The sequence below is a fragment of the Paraburkholderia strydomiana genome (assembly GCF_046030495.1).
Taxonomy (GTDB): domain Bacteria; phylum Pseudomonadota; class Gammaproteobacteria; order Burkholderiales; family Burkholderiaceae; genus Paraburkholderia; species Paraburkholderia strydomiana_A.
Genome location: NZ_JAQQCJ010000009.1, coordinates 1 through 19,359, shown reverse-complemented (window position 1 = coordinate 19,359; position 19,359 = coordinate 1). Strand labels below are relative to the sequence as shown.

General features: G+C 63.7%; 20 protein-coding genes and 1 pseudogene. 7 read left to right on the top strand and 14 right to left on the bottom strand.

What is annotated here, in order from left to right:
- Positions 1–19 precede the first annotated feature (19 nt).
- Positions 20–865 carry a glycosyltransferase family 2 protein gene (locus PQQ53_RS13795; protein ID WP_408141707.1) on the top strand — a complete coding sequence of 282 codons (846 nt, stop codon included), beginning with the start codon at positions 20–22 and terminating at the stop codon, positions 863–865.
- Between the two features lie 102 nt (positions 866–967).
- On the opposite strand, the gene PQQ53_RS13790 is transcribed toward PQQ53_RS13795, so the two are convergent.
- Both PQQ53_RS13790 and PQQ53_RS13785 read right to left on the bottom strand, forming a co-directional pair.
- The gene (locus PQQ53_RS13790; RefSeq protein ID WP_408153910.1) at positions 968–1,288 is read right to left on the bottom strand and encodes a hypothetical protein; all 321 of its coding nucleotides are present in this window, start codon (positions 1,286–1,288) and stop codon (positions 968–970) included.
- Positions 1,289–1,373: 85 nt separating this feature from the next.
- Positions 1,374–1,922: an ester cyclase gene (locus PQQ53_RS13785; RefSeq protein ID WP_408141709.1), complete on the bottom strand. Its 549-nt coding sequence runs from the start codon at positions 1,920–1,922 to the stop codon at positions 1,374–1,376.
- A gap of 192 nt (positions 1,923–2,114) precedes the next feature.
- Between PQQ53_RS13785 and PQQ53_RS13780 the strand changes: the two genes are divergently transcribed.
- Entirely contained in the window at positions 2,115–3,038 is a 924-nt protein-coding gene (locus PQQ53_RS13780) for a recombination-associated protein RdgC (RefSeq protein WP_408324483.1), read from the top strand.
- Between the two features lie 418 nt (positions 3,039–3,456).
- Entirely contained in the window at positions 3,457–4,887 is a 1,431-nt protein-coding gene (locus PQQ53_RS13775) for an HdeD family acid-resistance protein (RefSeq protein WP_408141711.1), read from the top strand.
- 369 nt (positions 4,888–5,256) lie between these two features.
- Here PQQ53_RS13775 and PQQ53_RS13770 read toward each other — a convergent pair.
- The 5 genes and pseudogenes from PQQ53_RS13770 to PQQ53_RS13750 all read right to left on the bottom strand — a co-directional run.
- A pseudogene (locus tag PQQ53_RS13770) lies at positions 5,257–5,473 on the bottom strand (spore coat protein U domain-containing protein); the annotation flags it as partial.
- A 29-nt stretch (positions 5,474–5,502) separates the two neighbouring features.
- Positions 5,503–6,711: an MFS transporter gene (locus PQQ53_RS13765; protein WP_408324482.1), complete on the bottom strand. Its 1,209-nt coding sequence runs from the start codon at positions 6,709–6,711 to the stop codon at positions 5,503–5,505.
- A 143-nt stretch (positions 6,712–6,854) separates the two neighbouring features.
- Positions 6,855–7,331, bottom strand: coding sequence for a VOC family protein (locus tag PQQ53_RS13760; protein ID WP_408153918.1), 477 nt, complete (start codon positions 7,329–7,331; stop codon positions 6,855–6,857).
- A 58-nt stretch (positions 7,332–7,389) separates the two neighbouring features.
- On the bottom strand, positions 7,390–7,860 hold the full coding sequence (locus tag PQQ53_RS13755) for a VOC family protein (RefSeq protein WP_408141714.1): 471 nt from the start codon (positions 7,858–7,860) through the stop codon (positions 7,390–7,392).
- Positions 7,861–8,020: 160 nt separating this feature from the next.
- Positions 8,021–9,658 (bottom strand): SH3 domain-containing protein, encoded by a 1,638-nt coding sequence (locus PQQ53_RS13750; RefSeq protein WP_408324480.1) that lies wholly within the window; start codon positions 9,656–9,658, stop codon positions 8,021–8,023.
- A gap of 280 nt (positions 9,659–9,938) precedes the next feature.
- Between PQQ53_RS13750 and PQQ53_RS13745 the strand changes: the two genes are divergently transcribed.
- Both PQQ53_RS13745 and msrC read left to right on the top strand, forming a co-directional pair.
- On the top strand, positions 9,939–10,364 hold the full coding sequence (locus PQQ53_RS13745; RefSeq protein WP_408324478.1) for a TOBE domain-containing protein: 426 nt from the start codon (positions 9,939–9,941) through the stop codon (positions 10,362–10,364).
- A gap of 243 nt (positions 10,365–10,607) precedes the next feature.
- Positions 10,608–11,117, top strand: coding sequence for a free L-methionine (R)-S-oxide reductase MsrC (gene msrC / locus PQQ53_RS13740; RefSeq protein ID WP_408141718.1), 510 nt, complete (start codon positions 10,608–10,610; stop codon positions 11,115–11,117).
- 415 nt (positions 11,118–11,532) lie between these two features.
- Here the strand turns inward: msrC and PQQ53_RS13735 are convergent, their stop codons facing one another.
- Positions 11,533–11,751: a hypervirulence associated TUDOR domain-containing protein gene (locus PQQ53_RS13735; protein ID WP_408324477.1), complete on the bottom strand. Its 219-nt coding sequence runs from the start codon at positions 11,749–11,751 to the stop codon at positions 11,533–11,535.
- Positions 11,752–11,968: 217 nt separating this feature from the next.
- On the opposite strand from PQQ53_RS13735, the gene PQQ53_RS13730 reads away from it, so the two are divergent.
- A complete protein-coding gene (locus PQQ53_RS13730) occupies positions 11,969–12,778 on the top strand; it encodes a mechanosensitive ion channel family protein (protein WP_408153922.1) in 810 nt (269 codons plus the stop codon).
- Positions 12,779–13,144: 366 nt separating this feature from the next.
- Here the strand turns inward: PQQ53_RS13730 and PQQ53_RS13725 are convergent, their stop codons facing one another.
- From PQQ53_RS13725 to PQQ53_RS13710, 4 genes are all read right to left on the bottom strand, one after another.
- Positions 13,145–14,275: an extracellular catalytic domain type 1 short-chain-length polyhydroxyalkanoate depolymerase gene (locus PQQ53_RS13725; protein ID WP_408324475.1), complete on the bottom strand. Its 1,131-nt coding sequence runs from the start codon at positions 14,273–14,275 to the stop codon at positions 13,145–13,147.
- 84 nt (positions 14,276–14,359) lie between these two features.
- Complete coding sequence (locus PQQ53_RS13720; protein ID WP_500862405.1) at positions 14,360–14,785, bottom strand: ribbon-helix-helix domain-containing protein; 426 nt, start codon at positions 14,783–14,785, stop codon at positions 14,360–14,362.
- Positions 14,786–15,248: 463 nt separating this feature from the next.
- Positions 15,249–15,851, bottom strand: coding sequence for an NADPH-dependent F420 reductase (locus PQQ53_RS13715; RefSeq protein ID WP_408153928.1), 603 nt, complete (start codon positions 15,849–15,851; stop codon positions 15,249–15,251).
- Positions 15,852–15,925: 74 nt separating this feature from the next.
- Complete coding sequence (locus PQQ53_RS13710) at positions 15,926–16,660, bottom strand: SDR family NAD(P)-dependent oxidoreductase (RefSeq protein ID WP_408324472.1); 735 nt, start codon at positions 16,658–16,660, stop codon at positions 15,926–15,928.
- A gap of 187 nt (positions 16,661–16,847) precedes the next feature.
- Between PQQ53_RS13710 and PQQ53_RS13705 the strand changes: the two genes are divergently transcribed.
- Positions 16,848–17,795 carry a LysR family transcriptional regulator gene (locus PQQ53_RS13705; protein ID WP_408324471.1) on the top strand — a complete coding sequence of 316 codons (948 nt, stop codon included), beginning with the start codon at positions 16,848–16,850 and terminating at the stop codon, positions 17,793–17,795.
- Between the two features lie 177 nt (positions 17,796–17,972).
- On the opposite strand, the gene PQQ53_RS13700 is transcribed toward PQQ53_RS13705, so the two are convergent.
- Together PQQ53_RS13700 and PQQ53_RS13695 are read right to left on the bottom strand one after the other, a co-directional pair.
- A complete protein-coding gene (locus PQQ53_RS13700) occupies positions 17,973–18,338 on the bottom strand; it encodes a hypothetical protein (protein ID WP_408141726.1) in 366 nt (121 codons plus the stop codon).
- Positions 18,339–18,397: 59 nt separating this feature from the next.
- Positions 18,398–19,150: a hypothetical protein gene (locus PQQ53_RS13695; RefSeq protein WP_408324469.1), complete on the bottom strand. Its 753-nt coding sequence runs from the start codon at positions 19,148–19,150 to the stop codon at positions 18,398–18,400.
- Positions 19,151–19,359: the final 209 nt, after the last annotated feature.

Here is a 19,359-nt window from a genome sequence, read left to right as displayed (position 1 = left end):
AGCTCAACGGACCGAATCGATGTTCTCAATCATCATCCCGACCTGGAACAACCTGCCTTACCTGCGCCTCGTGATCGAGAGCCTGCGGCGTCATTCGACGCACGCGCATCAGATCATCGTGCACGTCAATGACGGCTCGGACGGCACGCTTGCCTGGGTGCGCGACGAGGGGCTCGAACATACCGCGTCGCCCGGCAACATCGGCATCTGCCACGCGGTCAATATCGCCGCGGCGCGCGCGACGCACGATTACATCGTCTACATGAACGACGACATGTACTGCTGCCCCGGCTGGGACGACGCGCTCGTCAAACGCCTCGCGCAGATGCCCGCCGACAACCTGTTCATGCTGTCCGGCACGATGGTCGAGCCGGTCGATTCCGGCAATCCGTGCGTGGTGGTGCGCAACTTCGGCCGCGACGTGGAGACTTTCCGCGCCGACGAACTGGTCGCCGCCGCGCCCGGCATGGCGCGCGCCGACTGGCGCGGCGCGACATGGCCGCCGACGCTCGTGCATCGCGACTGGTGGCATAAGGTGGGCGGCTATAGCAGCGAATTGAGTCCCGGCATGAGCAGCGACAACGACTTTTCGATGAAATTGTGGGACGCCGGCTGCCGCGTGTTCCTCGGCGTCGGCGACAGTCTCGTGTATCACTTCCAGCAGAAGAGCACCGGCAAGGTCGTCAAGAACGACGGGCGTCGTCAGTTCCTGAACAAGTGGGGCATGACGCAGGCCACGTTCGATCGCTACTATCTGCGGCGCGGCACGGCTGTCGAGGGCGGCGCGGCGGTGAGCGAGCCCGAGCGCACCGGACGTCTGCGCCGCGCGCTGCTCAAGTCGCGGATCAAGCGGGCGTTCAGCTGACGGGTCTGGTCGTGCGCAAGCGGGCGTTCAGACGCGAGCGCCCGAACCTCGCCGGCTACGCGTCGGCCCGCAACGACGGTGCACGCCCGTCACTCACGCGCGTCACACGCCGCCCGTCACCAGCGGCAGCACCGTCAGGTCCGGATGCGTGCCGTCGACGATGCTGCGTCCCACATGCACCCCTTCATAGAGCGCGTCGTCCTTACCGGCGAAGCTCTCCTCGCCGTCAGCATGAAACGCTACGGCATGGCCGGGAATCGCCGGATCGGCGCCCGGATGACAGACATAGCCGACATACGTGTAGCGGTTATCCGCCGCGGCTGACGGCCTGGTCTCGTCGGGCGGGGTCTTGGGCAGAAGCGCCACGTGAATCTCGAAGCCCTCGTATTCCACCATTTGCCAAGGTGCGGTTTCATCGGCCATGGCCGCCTCCGTCTTTGCCGTGTCTACCAAAAAGTCTAGGTGATCCGCGATCGAAACGCGCTCGAAGACGGATACGGCAAAACCATTACGGCTTGATCGCGCCAAGCTGTTTGAGCAGCGTCAGATTGTCTTCGAGGTGCCAGTTCTCGACGATACGGCCGTCCTTCACGCGGTATAGATCGAACGCCTGGAAGTCGACAGTCTGGCCGCTGCCTTGCAGGTTCTGGAACTGCCCGGTGAAGTGTCCATGGAAATGCAGATGGACCGACGCGCGGTCGCCCGCCACGACGAGGTCGTCGATATCCGCATGCAGGTCGGGGACGGCCGCGCGGAATCCCTTCGAGGCCTGCAACGGGCCGCGAGGCCCCTGCGGCCGGCCGTCCGGCAACGTGCGGTCGATGAACGCAGGCGACAGCGCGAGCTTCGCGTAGGCTTCGTCGCCAGTGTTCCAGAACGCGGCGTAGCGGCGCGCGGCCAGCGCGACGGCATTGGTTTGCGCCGATGCGGCATCGACGGCGAAGTGGTGCGGCGCGGGCAGGGCGGCGTCGCTTGCGGCGTAGGCGCTCAGCGTGCCGGCAAGTCCGACGGCCAGCACGACGTGACGAACGAGGCGCGATACCGGTGAGGTGGACATGGGGCGCTCCAGAGAAGTGTAAGTGGATGAAACAGATTCTCCGGCTAACGACCACGTTTGATAATCGGCTTGGCAATTAAAGGATTTTCATTTTTAATTTGAAAATCCTGGCGAAATCAAACGGGTCCGCCCAAACGCCCCGGCGCGTTCGTCATATAGAATGGCGCGCTTTGCCCGGAAACGACCTCGCCCATGTGGTTCAAAAACCTTCAGCTGCACCGTCTTCCCGCTCCGTGGTCCGTCACCCCCGAACAGATGCAGAAGTGGCTCGCGCCGCACGCGTTTGCGCCCGGCAATAGCGTCGAGATGCAAAGCCACGGCTGGGCGTCGCCGCGCGACAACGATTCGCTGGTGTACGCGCTCAACGGCCAGATGCTGCTGGTGTTCCGCACCGAAAAGAAACTGCTGCCCGCGTCGGTCGTCACCCAGGTGACCAAGGCGCGCGCGCTCGAACTCGAGGAACAGCAGGGTTTCAAACCCGGTCGCAAGCAAATGCGCGAATTGAAGGAGCAGGTCACCGACGAACTGCTGCCGCGCGCCTTCAGCATTCGCCGCGACACGCGCGTGTGGATCGATTGCAAGAACGGCTGGCTCGTGATCGACGCGGCTTCGCAAACGGTCGCCGACGAAGTACGCGGCCTGCTGGTGAAGTCGATCGATCAGCTGCCGCTCGGCACGGTGCGCGTCACGCAGTCGCCGGTCGCGGCGATGACCGGCTGGCTCCTCTCCGGGGAAGGTCCGGCGGGCTTCACGCTCGACCAGGATACCGAATTGCGCTCGCCCACCGAAGGCAACGCTACCGTGCGCTACGTCGGACATACTTTGGATACCGAAGATATGCGCCGTCATATCGAAGCGGGCAAGCAGTGCATGCGCCTCGCGATGACGTGGAACGACCGCGTGTCGTTCGTGCTGACGCCCTCGCTGACGATCAAGCGCATCGCGCCGCTCGACGTGCTGAAGGAAGCGAGCGACCCGACCGCGCAGAACGACGACGAGCGTTTCGATTCCGACGTCACACTGATGACAGCCGAACTCGACCGCATGCTGACCGATCTGCTCGACGCGTTGGGCGGTGAGCAGGGCGACGCGCTCCCGCAGGCTGCGGCGGCCTGATCCGCGCGCTGGTTCGGCAAGGACCGGCGTGTTGTGCATCGAGGTGGCGGCATCGACCATGCTGGATTCGCGATATCTGAATCCTGCGTGGTCGAATTCTGGTCTTCACGCTCAGGGCATCGCGCTGCGGGGCGGTGTGCGGCAAGCTCGCGAATCGGTCCGGCTGCGATCTCGACCAGCGTGCATCCTTGCACGCTACTCCCCACGACCAACCGTACGCCGTCTTGAGCATCGGCAAGCGCGGTGCGCGCGCGTCGTCGGCGAAAGCGCGTTGGCAGCCATCGCACGAATCCGTTTAAGCCGTCGTTCGATTTTGTTCTGCGTCCGCGCGAGCGCGCCCGCCGCATCGCGCCGTTGTGCGCATCGAATCTGTATAAGATGACGATCGAACTCGTGCATCCGCCAGGGAGGGCTTGCGATGGTTCGTCTGGTCATGATTCTGCTGGGCGTCGATTATCTGCGTACCCGCTGGCGATCGTTGCGGATCATCGGCTGGCTGAGTGTGCTGCTCGGGGTGGTGATATTCATCGACGCGCTCGATAACGCACTCTATTTTCCGATCACGCCGTTCGCGGTGTTGCTGCTGCTCGAAGGACTCTGCACGCTGGCCGTCGCATGGACCGGCATGGGCGGCCAACGCACGTTGCGCTACGTGAAGGGCTTCGCGTTCAGCTTTGCCGCGACGCTGATTCTCGCCGGCCATCATCACGGCCATTTCATTCTGTCGATGATCTTCGGCATGCTCTTTCTGGCCGACGGCTTGCTGCAGATCGTTTCCGCAAGGGTGGTCCGCTATCGCACATGGCGGCTCGCGATCATCGGCGGCAGCCTCGAAATCGCGTTGGCGATTTTCTTCTTCCAACCGTTCCCGACGCACTATGTGGGCACCGTGCCGTACTGTCTCGGCCTCGGGCTGATGTTCGGCGGCTGGAACCTGATTCTGCTGAGCACGCGTGTGCGGCGTCTCGCGTCGAACCCGGCGGTGGCCGCCGACGATGCCGCCGCGCATGCAGCGGCCGCACCCGCTGCGCCAGCCAGCGCGGCGTCGCCCGGACGGACGGGCACGCTCGAATGGGATGGTCCGCCCGCCGCCGACGAAGCCGCGTTGACCGTGCACGTGTGGACTCCGGTGGGATCCGCTAAAAGCGAGGCGCGGCGGCAGCCGATCGTCGACCGCTATATCGCGGCGGTGGACCGCAATGGCGTGATATCGACCGGGCATGCCGCGCTCGAATCGCCCGAGGGCATCTACATCAGCCTGTACCCGGGCGTGGAGATCGATCGTTCACCGGACGATTTCACGCGGCTGTTGCGCGCCACGCGCGAGAACGACGTGCCCGGCGTGTTCCAGCCCGACTACCCGACCGAATCGAAGGCGTGGTGTCCGTCGACGGTGCAGGTACGCATCCGCAATTACGATCCGGTCCGCTTGCGCCGCTTCTGGGAGACCTATCGGCAGGACACGACCTACAACCTGACGCATCGCAACTGTTCGAGCAGTGTGTCGCGCGCGCTGGAGGCCGCGCTCGAGGGCGCATCGGCGCGCGTGTGGGGCAACCTCGGCGGCTGGCGGCCGTTTCTGCGCGTGATCACGACACCGGAATTGTGGGTGGCCGCGCAACTGCGCAAACGCGCCGCGACGATGGCGTGGACTCCCGGCCTCACGCTCGACTATGCGCGCGCGCTCAGCATGCTGGCCGACCCGCGGCCTTCGGGCTGGGTCAGGATGGCGCGGCTCGCCGTGCGCAGAATGGTGCGCTCGCGGCAGCAGTGGCGCGAAGAGGCACGCAACGCGACGGTGGCGCAGGCGGGGGAGCGCGGTGTGGCGTCGGGAGCGGTGCGGGATTGAGGCGTGAGTGATGCGGTGGCGAGACTTGAACAACGACGCACGATCGGCGCGTGCGTGAAACGCAACCGGCCCATCATCGGCATCGCAACGAAAATGGCAATTGCGTCAACGGCTTGCGGATTTTGCCTTGCAGTTATGCACAGATTTTTGAACAGATTCTGTTGATAACTTCTGGACCCCAAACCACCGCTCAGGTGAGTTGAACCAATCAATCTAACGGAGCGCGCCGACCCCATCGCTCATGGATATCGCCCGTGCCGTGCGAGCCGCTCGACGCGCATCGCCGTGCCAAACCGGTAAAGTTTCGGTGTGCGAATGCCGACACGCTCAGCATCCAGTCCGCATCGCGAATCGGGTTCGAACCACCACTCAACAACTGATCGTCGCGGTAATCGTGTCGCTATAGTTGCCGGGCATCGGCGTGCTCTTCGCCAGCACGAGTCCGTACACCTTGATCGACACCGCGTTGCCGCTCCCCCGTGCCGGTGGCCATCGTCGTGCCCGAGTTGCCGTCGCCCCAGGCGCTGGTGTGGGTCGAGTCAGTGTAAAGCTGGTAATTCACCGCGCCGCCCCCGCCCACGCGTCGCTACGCGTGCCATCAATTGGTATGCCGCGTCATTCACCGAGCGCCAGCGCGCGCTTGCGTCGCAGCAATGAGGAGCCGAGCGACACCGCCGCGCCGATGCCGCCCATCGCCAGCGACAGCGTGACGATCAGCGGTCCGGTTTGCGTGCGCGCCGAGAACAGACCGACCAGCAGACCGGCGAGCGGTTGTGTCAGGTTGTTCAGCAGGATCACGACGCCGGTCGTCTTGCCGTAGTCCTCCGGCGGAATGATCCGCTGGCGCGCACCGCGAATGTAGACGTTGAACATCTTGTCGAAGCCGACGATCAGCAGGAAGCCGAGTGCGTAACCGCGAGGCGCGGCACTTGCGCCGGCGATCACGCCGCCCGCGCAGATCGCCACGAACGCGACCCGGCCGAGCACCTTGGCCGGCCATGCGGTTCGCGCGATGGTCAACAGGATCAGCACCGTGGCGACGGCGCCGGCTGTTTGAAGCGCGGCATAGTAGTGGTTCGATTGCGCGTGATAGCCGGTCACCATCGCAGCCGACGTGGCGAGCGTCACGCCGATCACGAGGTTTTCGGCGGCTGCGAGCAGCACGAGCTTCTTCAGACCCGGCAGCACCAGCACATGGCGCAGCGCGATGCGCAGCGGCCGGGTCCAGTGGCCCGCGAGAGCGGGCAGCGGATTGCCGGGCTCGAAGCCGCTCGTGCGCCGCCACAGCAGCAGCGCGCCATCGGCGGCGACGAATAGCACGCCGGTGGCGCCGACCACCCATTCCCAACGCCACCAGCCGAGCAGCAGCGCGGCCAGCATCGGACCGAGGACGAAGCCCAACTGGTCGGCGAGTTGCGAGAAGGCGAGCACGCGTTGAAACTGCTGCGTGCTGAAAATTTGCGGCAGCATCACCTCGCGTGCCACCAGCCCCTGGCTCGTCAACACGCCGCAGATCGCCGAGAGCGCGATCAGCCAGCCGATTCCGCCAAACAGCAGGTACGCGAGCACGCCGCCGAAGCACGTCAGCGCCCGCACGGTCTGACTGACGCGCATCAGCCTGAGCGGCGAAACGCGATCGCACAGCGCGCCGAAGAAAGGGAACACGAGGTAACGCGGCAGCGTTTCGATGAAGAACGCGAGGCCCGACCACGAGACCTGGCGTGTTGTCTGGAACACGACGAGGGGGACGAGAAACAGCAGAATCTGATCGGCGAGACGCGCGACAAACAGCGAGCAGAAGAAAGCCTGATGATTGACGCGCACCGTGGATGTCCCGTCGTTTATGGGTCGACACCGATGCTATCAAAGATGACGGCGCTGGTCGCGCCGCAAAACGCGCTGCCCGCCGGCCGCGACACCGCGTGAGCGGTGTGCCGTGGCCGGCGGGCGGGCGGGGCGAGGACCGCTTACTCTGCGCCGCGATACGCGTGCTCCAGTTGCGCGACATCCAGCTTGACCATTTGCATCATCGCTTTCATCACGCGGCTTGCTTTCGCGGTGTCCGGGTCGCGCAGCATGTCGCCGAGCGCGTCGGGCACGATTTGCCACGACACGCCGAAGCGGTCCTGCAGCCAGCCGCATTGCCACGGCTTGCCGCCGTCGAGGAGCTTCGACCAGTAATGGTCGATCTCCGCCTGCGAGCTGCAATGCACGAATAGCGAAATGGCCGGGGTGAACGGAAATTGCGCGCCGCCGTTCAAGGCCATGAACTCCTGGCCTTCGATCTCGAACGTGACGACCAGCACGTCGCCCTCCGGGCCTGGTCCGGCGTCCGTGTAATGCATCGTGGTGGCGATGCGCGAAGCGGAAAACACGGACGTATAGAAGCGGGCCGCTTCTGCCGCATTGCCGTCGAACCACAGGCACGGCGCAATCTTTTGCATGACGGTTCTCCTTCTGTCAGGCGGATCGGGCTTGCGCTGCTTGCGCTTGACTGGCGCGTCAGTCGCATTTCATCGTGGCCATGGCCTGCTGGATTTCTTCCGCGCTCAGATCGCGTGTGTGTGTGGCGAGCGACCAGCGATGGCCGAACGGGTCCTGCAACTGGCCGTAGCGGTCGCCCCAGAACATGTCGGCGACCGGCATCAGGACCGTCGCGCCGGCCTCGACGGCCTGTTTGAAGCTGGCGTCGACGTCCTGCACGTAGTGGTGAATCGTGACCGGCGTGCCCTTCAGCGTATTCGGGCCGAATGCCTGATGGTCGGGCCACTCGTCGGTCAGCATCAGCATGGAGTCGCCGATCTTCAGGCAGGCGTGCATCACCTTGCCGCCCGGTCCCGGCAGGCGGAACTGTTCGACCGCGCTGAAGGCCTTCGTGTAGAACGCGATGGCGTCCGCGGCGTTGGCGCAGATCAGATACGGGGTAAGCGAGTGCATCCCGTCGGGGATCGGTTTGACGGCGGCGCTGGTCATGACGGTGACTCCTTGAAGTAACAGGTTCGCGAGGTGAAAGACTGGCTGCGTGAGCCAGGTCTTCAACGTTACGACGAGTCCAGGGCAGTTGAATCGACACTCCGGGAAAAATATTTTCGGTGTGGGGCCGCGATTCGCGCCAGCACCCGCCAAAACCCATTCAACCGGCCGGATTGTCTTCATCCGGCGGCGCGGAAGACGGCGGTGGCAAAACCCCGTCCGGCGTGCCGAGAATGCTGATCTGGAACGTTCGCGTGGCCGCCAGCGATTGCAGCGTGCCATCCTCAGGGATGTGCTCGAAGAGCGGCAGGATCACCGAGCCGCCGATCACCGCGCGCCGGCTGTTGTCGGCAGGCCGTAAGCCCCACACGTCCTGATAGACGACCGGTACCGCGACGCCGTCGCGCGTCGTGTTGCCGATGTACAGCATCACGTGGCCGCCGATGTAGATCAGCGTGCGAAATGGCTCGCCGTGCCGGGCGAGATAGTCGAGCCGCTGCGCGGGGGCGGAGGCGGACAGGTCGATCATGCGTCCCGCGCTCATCTGCGTCGACGAATGGCGCGGCAGCCATACGCCGAACGCGGCGAAGATGCTTTGCAGTTCCGACGAACAGTCGTTATAGAGCCCGCTGTTGCCCCAGCCATACGGCCGTCCGATCAGCGTTTTCATCAGCATCGCCAGATGACGCGGCGTGGCGGCGAGCGGCATGGGCGCGATTTGCGCTTCGCTCAGCGTAGCGGTGCGGATGAGCGCGCGGCCATCGGTATCGCGGACCGGGACGAATACTTCGCGCATCGCGGGGAGCGGGGTAATGCCGGCCGCCTGGTTGTCGGTCTCGCTGACGCCTCCGTCGGCGGACGTTGGCCGCCCGGCGTGCGCCAGCGAGTCGGGCGACGACGGCAGCAGCGGCAACATCGTGCCTGCGGGCGCGTCGAAGCGGAACACGCCGCCGCTGTCGCGCACGGGCGCTGATGCGACCGTCACCGCGCCGAGCGATTTGCCGGTCGCGGCGCGCCATGCGTCGATGAAGCGGTCGTCGGTCATCGCGACGCCGTCGCTACGCACCCAGCCCTGCACGTCGGGCGTCTGCACGTAGTGCCACGCGCCGTCGGCGCTGCTGCCCAGCACATACAACGGCGTGCCCGGCCGCGCGGCCGAAATCTGCAGGTTGTCGAACGGATAGCCTTCGCCGGCCAGACGATGGTCGTAGAACGAGGGATCGGTGGTCGGCAGTTCGCGCACCATCAGATTGGTAGCGGCGATTGCGCGGCGCCCGGGTTGATAGACCGGCGCGTGCGTGAATTGCCCGACGTCCATGTTCCGCGCGATCGCATCGATCCATGCCTTGTCGTGCGGGCGGAAGTTCTCGCCATAGCCGAGCGCCGCGCCGCTCCTGCCGGTGTTGTCGAATTTGGCGATGCGGCGCTGCTGCAATGCGGCAATGTCCGCGCCTTGCTGGCGATACACGCGCGTCGTCACGTAGACCGAATTCCACGGCGACGCTGCGTTCGCGCCGGTGCCGAAGTAGCGCGCGTAGAGCGCCCTGAAATGCGCCTGCTGATCCGCCGCGCTGAAGAACGGCTGGTCGTAGCCCGGGCTGTCCGGTTTGAGCCAGTGATCGACGTTCTGGTCGTAAGCGGCTAGCGGAAACAGCGTGACAGTATCGACCGATGCGTGCGCGTCGCGCGGCGGCGGGGTGCTGCACGCGGCGAGCGTCGTGAGGGCGGCGCACAGCGCGGCGGCGCGGCACGCGTTCGGCCATGAAGCGGCGAAGCGGGACAGGACGGCAACGGACATGGAGTTCGGCACGGAGGATCGAAGGACACGATGATACGGTGTCCGCGACGCGCATTGCGTTGTGCCGTGCTGTGCCGTGTTGAGCCGGCGCTGCGTTACGCATGCCCATGCTCGACGCTTCTGTGTTCTGATACTGATTCGGAACGCTCAGCGCGAGTGCGCGCGACGCCACGTCATGAGCAGGCGGGCGCAGCCGGCAAGCATTCCATTAGCCGTTTCATACCTGAATCCCGCCTCGCAACGTTCGTGCGAGGCGCTCTGATCAAGCAAGGAGCACGACATGCAAACCAGCGCGCGCAATCAATTCGCCGGCGAAGTGGCCGAAGTCAAACACGGCGCCGTGAACGACGAAGTCACGCTGCGCACTCGGGACGGTCTGGAGATCGTCGCGATCATCACGCATGGCAGTGCGACGTCGCTCGGCCTCGCAGCCGGCAAGAAGGCGTTTGCGCTGGTGAAGGCGTCGTCGGTGATCGTGATGGTCGACGTCGCGAAGAACCAGGTGTCGGCGCGCAACTGCATCGCCGGCACGGTATCGGCGGTGACGAAGGGCGCAGTGAACTCCGAAGTGACGATCAGCGCGGGCGGTGCGCAGATCGCGGCGATCATCACCAACGAGAGCGTCGAGCGCCTCGGCCTCGCGAGCAGTAAAGCGGCGACCGCGATTTTCAAGGCGTCGAGCGTGATTATCGGCGTCGATCAGTAAATCGGTGGCCGAAGGTCGGGCGCGGTGCGGGGCTTCTCGTGATTGGGTGGAAAGCCGGCGAGGCTGACGGTTGAGGACCGCGCGTGACATGCAAAGCGCGGCAAGCGCGGCAGGGCACCGCGCGGAGCGACACGACACGGCATCGCGCCGCGCAGCAAGGTGCCACACCATGAACTAACCGCCCGCTTGCTTTAAACTGCACACCCTTGCTGTTCTCTTTCCGCTTTCATCACGGACACCGTCATGTTCGAAGTCTCCTCCGCCTCGCATCTGCCCAAAGCCGCGCATTACGCAGAACTGGTCGCCCAGGCGCGCGCGCTGCTCGCCGACGAATCCGACTGGATCGCCAACGCCGCGAATTTTTCCGCCTTCGTGTTTCATTCGCTGAGCGATCTGAACTGGGCCGGCTTCTACTTTCATGATGGCCGCGAACTGGTCGTCGGACCGTTTCAGGGCAAGCCCGCGTGCGTGCGCATCGCCCTTGGCAAGGGCGTGTGCGGCACGGCCGCGCAAACCCGTCAGACCCAGGTCGTGCGCGACGTGCACGATTTTCCCGGCCATATCGCGTGCGATGCGGCGTCGCAATCCGAAATCGTCGTGCCGCTCGTCGCGCCGGACGGCACGCTGATCGGCGTGTGGGACGTCGACAGCCCGGTCGTCGCGCGTTTCGATGAGGAAGACGCGAAGGGCATGGAAGCGCTCTGCGCCGTGTTCATCGAAGCCGCGTTGCCGCGCGCGGAGTCCGCGTCCTGAGTGGCGGCGTAAATGGGTGCTTGTACAGGGAGTCGGGCCGCTCTGGGGAGCAAGCGGGCTGGTGTGCTCTTCTAATAACGCCGGAGCGAACGCCGAAGCGATCGACTACGCCGGGACCACGCTGAACTGACCGCGAGCATCGGCATCGTTGCGCATCCGTGCGACGGCAGCGATGCGCCCGCACGCCGCGCAACTTGAAGCGCTCGGGTGTGACGAGGCGCAGGTTCTGGTTTTCCCGGCCGATTACGATTGCGGCGTTACGGAATGTGTTGAAGCCGCTCGGGATGGTGTGATGTGTGTAGTGGTTAGCTATCCATATCAAACTGCCTGGTGAATTTGGGCGGCGAGTGACGTACCTTGGCCTCGACCCTCTCTTCGACCGGGGGCCTGCGTACAACCTCGCGCTCATCACGTTTCAATCTTCCAGATGCCGCAGCGCATCGCTGCGATGCACGGCATGCTTGCCGCTTTTCTCGCTTTCCACTTCGTAATGCGGGTCGGATTCCGATGCGTCGATAGTTCTGCCGTCCACAGTCGTGTGAGTAGAAATGACACGCACGATCCTGCCTTGCGTCATACCTTGCGGCGTATTCCAACTGACGCGATCGTGCAGTTTCAGATGGGGAGAAGACATCGGGCACTCCTCGATTGATTGGGGCGCAATCGACGCGCACGTCGCTGAAGCCTCGGATAGGCCTTCATTTGCGGATCTCGGGAATCGATTTTGGGCGAGTCATCCAGACGGAGTCGGGAGCAAGCGATGTGCCTCGCCATGCTCACCCGGCCGGGCGGGAACATATCCTGCTACCCGCATCGGGAGAAAATTTCCCGCACTGGAACGCAGACTTACGATGAACGACCTCTTTGCCCGTCTAATGCATTTTCAGCCGTCGTTGATCGTCACCATCACGCACGACGCCCTTCATATCGTATTGGCCGTGCTGATTTTCGTGGTCGGCTGGTGGCTGTCGAACCGTGTCGGCGCGATGTTCGCCAAAGCGCTCGCGCGCACGCGCGCGGACCCGACGCTCGCACCGATGCTCGCCGCGATGGGCACGTGGGCGGTGCGCGTGCTCGCGTTCATCGCGGCGCTCGGTGAAGTCGGTATCGCGACCGCCAGCGTGCTCGCCGTGCTCGGCGCAGCCGGCCTCGCCATCGGCCTCGCGCTGCAGGGTACGTTGCAGAACATCGCAGCCGGCATGATGCTGCTGTTGCTGCGGCCGTTTCGCGTCGGCGACGTGATCGAGGGCGTTGGCGCGGCTGCCGGGATCGTGCGCGAAGTGGGCCTGTTCACGACGCGTATCGAGCGCGGCGACGGCAACGCGGTGTTCGTGCCGAATAGCCAGATCTGGAGCAATCCGGTGATCAACTACAGCAGCGGTGGCACGCAGCGCATCGAAGTCGAAGTGGAACTGGCCGAGCGCAAGGACGTCGATGCTGCGATCGGCGAACTGAAGAAACTGGTCGCCGACGAACCCCGCGTGTTGAGCGGCGCGACGCTTGCGCCGGTCGTCACGGTCGCCAGCTATCCGGACGATGGCGGTGCGACGCTGCGCATCGCCGCATGGGTGCGTACGCCCGACGTGCCGCTCGCCAGCGGCGATTTGCAGGCGCATGCGCAAGCGGCGCTTGAACAGGCGGGTTGCCCGGTGGCGGCTTGAGGTCGGTGGCGCGTGGCTGGGCGTGGCGTACGTGGCGCGCTCTCGCGAGGTTCGCTTCGAGTGCCGTGGGCGACGAAGACGCGAGCGTTTGTGATGCGTGGTCCACGAACCTCATGCTGTGTTTTTGCCTGCCGCGTGGCTGACGTTGCTTGCAGGCGTTGATGTGCCGACTCGTCGTCGCCCATGCGCGTCTTGATGTAAGAGTCGACGGGGGAGGCGATGATCGCGTCGACTTCGAGTGCGGATGGCGCGAAACACGCCACGTCTGGGATATTCGCTCACCAACTCCGCACTGCGCCGTTGCATGACGTCAGCCAGAGCGTAGCGCTGTGTTCAAGCGCTCGACCGTCGCGTTTAGGCCGCTTGTTACGCTCGTGGATGAGCAAGAAAAAATCGTAGCATCTCCGCAGTGGCGTCCGGCCCGGCCGGATCCGTGTACGAGCCGCGCTGACTGCCGCCGGCCCACGCGTGCCCCGCGCCGTGAATCGACCAATACTCCGCCTCGACGCCGTTCTCCGCGACGAGTCGCTGCAACGTCGCGGCGCGTCTGTTGCCTGACGCCCCCGCCGCCGACGCCGGGGCGACCGTCGTGGCGCTTGCCTCGAAGCTCGCAACGAGCTCAAGGGCGTTCGACGGATGCACCGTCGTATCCACATCGCCATGAAACACGATCAGCGGGCGCTGCGGTGCGGCGCGCATGCGGGCGCGCGGCGGCTTGCCGCCCTTCATCGCGGCGAGCGCGGAGGGCAGGTCCTTCGCGCATCCGTAGGCGAGCCCCGAATGCACACAGGCGGCGGCGTACAGCTCGGGCGAGGTCTTCAGCATGATGTCCGCCATCGCGCCGCCCGCCGACAGACCCGCCACGTACACGCGCGTGGCATCGACGCGATAGCGCGTCATCACCTCGCGCGTGATCCCCGCGATCAATGACGGTTCACCGTGCTCGCGCTGTTGATCGGCAGGCTTGAACCAGTTCCAGCATTTCGAATGATTGGCTGCTTGCGATTGATTCGGATAGACGGCGATGAAGCCGTGACGCTCTGCCATTTCGTTCATGCGCGTGCCGGCCGCGAAGTCGTCGGCATTCTGGGTACAGCCGTGCAGCATGACGATCAATGGCATCGGCTCGTGGTTGTAGACGGCCGGCACGTACAGCTTGTATTGACGCTGGCCCGCGCTGTTGCTGAAAGTGTGAGTGCTGAAGGCGCCGGGTGTGTCTGCGTCGATTGTGTAGGGGGCAGGGGCATGCGGGCGCACGTGGGGGTGTGCCCGAGCCTGTGCTTGTGCCTGGGTTTGCGCCTGGGTTTGAACCTCGGGCCATGCTCGCGTCCAATCGCTCGCCGTCGATCGCGGTTGCGCTGTCTGCGCGTGGCTCCCCTGAGCGTTGGCGCCCGCGAGCGCGCGTTGAACCGCTGCGGTCGCTTCCTGGGGACCTTTTGTACGCAGCAGATCGAAGGCGTCTTTCATCGACTTCAGGAAATCTTCGTTCATGTTCATGGTGGGTTGCATTGCCTTGCGTGGTGGCGTGAGTGAACCGGCGACATGCCGAGGTTCAGCGATGCGATGAGTCGAGGCAGACGCCTAGCTGATGCGGCCGGCAAGCGCCGCTTTGACCGCCGGCGACGCGTGAAAGGCACCCAGCACGACGACCGAGGCGATGGTGGCAGCCGCGAGTTCCGGCGGCACGTCGGCGGCGATGCTGGCGAGGCCGAGTACGTGAATGTCGAGCTGCTCGTGCGCGGCCTGAGCTGCTTCGAGATCCTGTCGCGAGAAGTGCTGCAAGCCGAGCACCATCGCGCGGCGCGTCACCGTTTCCGTGACGACCTGTGCGTGCACGGCAAGCTGATTGCGGATCGCCGTGCGGATCAGGTCGGTGCGATTCGTGTAAAAGCCTTCTTCGACCAGCAGATCGATCTGGCCGAGGTCGATCGGCCCCAGGTTGATGGTGATTTTCTCGGTCTCGCCGCCTTTGGGGCGGGAGCTGCCGACGAGATTGAGTTTGGGCACTTTAACTCCGGAGGGAATCCCGCTGGAATCCATTTAACATCCAATGGGATGGTTATACGCCCCTCGACCGAGGGGCGTCAAATGGGAAATTGAGGGCCAGAGGGCAGGGCGGCGCCGCGCGGAATATCCGGCGCAGGCGTGCCGCGGGGCCGTATCGACGCAACCGCGGCATGATTCCGGGCATGGTCGAAGCCGGCTCATCGACAAGGATGTATTGCATGCCCGGATCGATCTGCACGGATCGGCGCAATCGCCCGAAGATCAGGAGGCGACCAGGATTGTCGCCTGGGAAGTCAACAGTTCAACGTGCTTGCCGATGATCGTTGCCCTGGGATTGGTGGCGGGTCCACACTGTCCCGTCGAGTTGGTGCGATGGTCACCGCCGGCGTCGCCCTCGCTTCAATCAAACTGCGGCTGCCCTTTGTCCACGCGGCAGGATCGCATCGAAATTTGCGATCACGATTCATCCGTCGAACTTGACCAGGTCCTTAAAGATCAGTCGACCCCAGCTATTTCCACGCGCCTGCACGAGCAGTCCGCCTTCCGAAAGTCCGCCAAGTTTGATCGTCGAGAAACCGAGATTTTCCGCAAGCGCACCAATCTCCGCTGCGGCGCCGTCGTCGTCGCTCGCCAGGAACACGACTCTCCTGCCACCATGTACGGCCGGATCCTCGCCAAGGACTGCAGCGCCCAAATGATTGAAGCCCTTAACCAGTCTGCCGCCAGTGAAGGCCTGCGCGACGGCCTTGGAAGAAGGTTGTCCCCCCAGTTCCTCAGGGGGCACCCCGTAGGCATTGGTCACATCGACGATGGTCTTGCCCTGCCAGTTCGGCAGCGCCTTCGCGACCTCCCGGTGCGCCTCGAAACGGACAGCGAGAAAGACAATGTCTGCCTTGACCGCTTCCGCCAGTTTCTTGGGAATGATCGTGGGTCCGATCGCGGCCGCAGTGGATGCGAAGCTTTCCGGGTCGCGCGTGGTTGCAACGGATACTTCGATGCCGTTGCGGGCAAATGCCTTGGCCAGGGCCTGGCCGATATTGCCGAAGCCGATAATTGCGTAGCTCATATATTCTCCTTCAGTTTGCCGCTCCCCCCGACGCTCCGAATAATCGAATGGAGCGCCCGGCCGGGCTTGGCGCGTCAGAGTTGCGCAAGGCCGCCGTCAACGGCGACCTCGCTGGCGGTCATGAAGCTGCTATCCGGCGACGCGAGAAAGGCGGCCACCGCTGCGATCTCCGCCGGATCAGCCATGCGCTGGAGCGGAGTCATCGAGGCGAAGACCTTCTGGCCCTCCTCGCCTAGCGCTTCCTTCGCGAGTTCGGTCGCCGTCGCCCCGGGCGACAGCACGTTCACCCGGATGCCGGTGCCCTTCAGGTCCTCCGCCCAGGTCCGCGCGAGGTTGCGCACCGCCGCTTTGCTCGCGCTGTAGGCGCCCATTGCCGGGGCGCCCGTGGTGCCGGCGCTTGATCCGGTCAGGATGATCGAACCGCCCTTGCCCATCAGCGGCAGTGCCTTCTGGACCGTGAAGATCGTCCCCTTCACATTGGTATCGAAGGTTTCGTCAATGTGCTCGGCGGTGATCTTGCCAAGCGCAAGCTGGCTTCCCGCCCCGGCATTGGCGACGACGATATCGAGGGTTCCGCGCTCGGCCTTCACCGCCGCGTAGAGTCGGTCGAGGTCGGCCAGATCGGAGACCGAGCCCTTCACCGCGCGGGCATTGGGCCCGAGGTCGGCCACAGCGGCGTCGAGCGCTTCCTGCCGCCGGCCGAAGATGAAGACGAAGGCGCCCTCCTCGACAAAGCGCTTTGCTGTGGCGCGGCCGATGCCGGTAGCGCCACCGGTGATCACGGCGGTCTTTCCATTCAGTCTGTTCATGTCATGCATCCTTCGTTGGAGTTGCTCGGGAGCAGGGAACTGTATTCATGAACCACATGAACACATAGAACCCGAACCCTTTGACTGCGAGTGCCGAAGCAAAAGTGACAAACACGATTCTGGAGGTCTTGATTCATGAAGCCAATTGACTAAATATCTATGGATACCATCTACTCTTTGGATATGTATGCTCGATAACGTCACCATCAATCAACTTCGGGCCTTCGTTGCCGTGTGTGACCAGGGAAGCTTTTCCGGGGCTGCACGGGAGCTCAGGCGTGCACAGTCAGCGATCAGTCACGCGATCAGCGCGCTCGAGAGTGCCTTTGATGTGATGCTGTTCGAGCGCAACGCTCGCAAAGCGACGCTTACGGCCGCGGGCCGCAGCCTCCTGCCTGATGCTCGTGGGGTGATCTCACGCACCGAGGAAATGAAGATGCGCGCGGTTGCGATTGCTGAAGCCGGGGTACCACAGGTCTCGATCGCAGTGGATACCTATTTTCCGCGCGCGCACCTGATTGAATGCCTGCGCAGCCTGCAGTCGGACTGTCCAACCGTTGCAATCAATCTGCGCATGACGACCATGCAAGGCGGCGAGCGTTTGGTTCTAGAAGGCACGTGCGCATTGGCGGTGACGATCACCGACGTGCCGGAACTGAGCCCGGGGACCATAGAAAGGCAGCATTTATGTGAAGCGCAAATGGTGACCGTCTGCGCGCCATCGCATCCGCTGGCTGCAATCGCGGGGCCGATCCCGCGCGAGGAATTTGGCCGGCACATCCAGCTCGTCGTCACCGACAATCAGCCCGATGCGGAAAAGACACAACAGGGGGTCGCCGGTGAACGCCAGTGGCTGGTGAATGACCTCGGCGCGAAGCACGATTTGCTCAGGGGAGGCTTATGCTGGGGGCACATGCCGCATCATGTGATTGCGGAAGACCTCGCGAATGGAACACTTGTCGAACTCCAGCGGCGCGCATGGCACATGCGCCCCCTCACGTTCATGATCTCGCAGCGGCGCGGGTACTCGTTTTCCGAATGCGAGACACGGCTGGTCGAGCTCCTTGGCAATCGTCATCGCTTCTCAAAGGGTGCCAGCAAGCGCTCCGTCTCACGCAAAGGCAAAAAAGCGTGAAGGCCCCGCCACGCGTGAGCAACAGCTAGTACCGCCTGCCGCTCCTCGACGGATGTCCTATGCTGCTTTGGATCTCCGATTCCCTTTCCCCTTGGAAGGGTTCCCGGACCCGCCGCGCGGGCCGCCGTACAGCTTTCAGCAGGAAAAGCGCAGGGCTCCGCGGCGCTCGCCCTCGCATCACGTGGACTCGATCCGCAGCGAGCCAAACTCAACCGCGATTTCTGCCCCCAGCGTGGCGTACATGTAGGCCACGTTAGCCCCGTTAAGATCGCTTAGGCGTTCTGTCTTTGCCAGAATGTCTCGTGCACGGATGTAGCCCGCGTCGTCCGGTCGTAGTAACCGGATCGCGTAGACGATGTTCAACAATCCCCAATTTTCAAGGTGAACGCAGGTCACGCCTTCGAAAGTGACTGTTGCGCGCTTGTCGTCGAGGTAGAGGCCGAGAGTCAGCGTGCGCGGTTCGCGGTTCGGTCCAGTCGCAACAATGTCAAGATACCAGTCGTGGAAGTGACCGAACTTTTCGAGTGATTCTGTAATCGTCATGAGTGGGTCTATGGAAGTATTGAAACCGGCCAGCCTGGTCGCGGCTCGTGCCGTCCCAATTATGCGCGTGTGGATTGGCGTTCCCGTGATGGGCTTCGAAGTCGATATCCGTCATCGGCGTTCCATTCGGGCCGTACTGGCGCAACTGCGGCATCGTTCCGGGCATGCTCGAAGCCCATGGGCGCTCCTTTAAATGGCATGCCAGCTATCTGCTCCGTGTCGCTGCCTGCTGCGTCGGGTGCGTACTCGAACGGCTGCGCATCGCCGAGCGGTGTAGCGGTTTCCGTCAGATCGTCCACAGTGTCGGCCAGTGACGAATCGGCGCGGCTCGCATAGCGGTCCGTAACCGCATTAACGCGGTCCACCATGTCGTTATAGTTTTCGATGTAGGCCGTCGCAGCGTCGTAAGTCATGCTGAATTCGGTCATCAACGATTCGCGAAAGCTGCGCATTTTCGGCTGTGCAGGAGTAGCCATCGCGACGGCGCCACCTGAGCGGGATTGCTCGGCGATTAACACGACACTCTCGCCGCGAATCATGGACTGCAAGGTCTGTATGACCTCAAGGTCAGCGCCATTCCTTGCCAATCGGTGGTGCCAATGAAAGTTCGTCCCGAGAAACGAGCGGACGCGCTGCACGAGCGCAGCATCCTTTGTCCATACATCGGCATAGGCGCGTTGGGAGAGCTTCTTGCCTTCTTCGACCGCCTGTTTCTGTTCGGTGGTTAGAAAGATGCGCCCACCTTCGTATGCATCCTTGCTGTACATCATCCACCGCTGCGACGCGTCTGTTTTGAGTTCAGAACTGCTCACCGATAAGTCTCGTAGCTTATGAGGGCGTAAACCTGGCAGATCGTCGGGAGCCTACGTTTGGGATATCCGTCACAAAAGAAGAAGCCGACCATCGCGGGTCGGCTTCTTCGTGTCGGTCTTTCCCGGCTGTTCGTTCGTGCTACTGGGTGCGCCAGTATTTCCGGGCCTGGTCGTAACCGACTGTCATCGGATAACGCGGAGGACTGAAG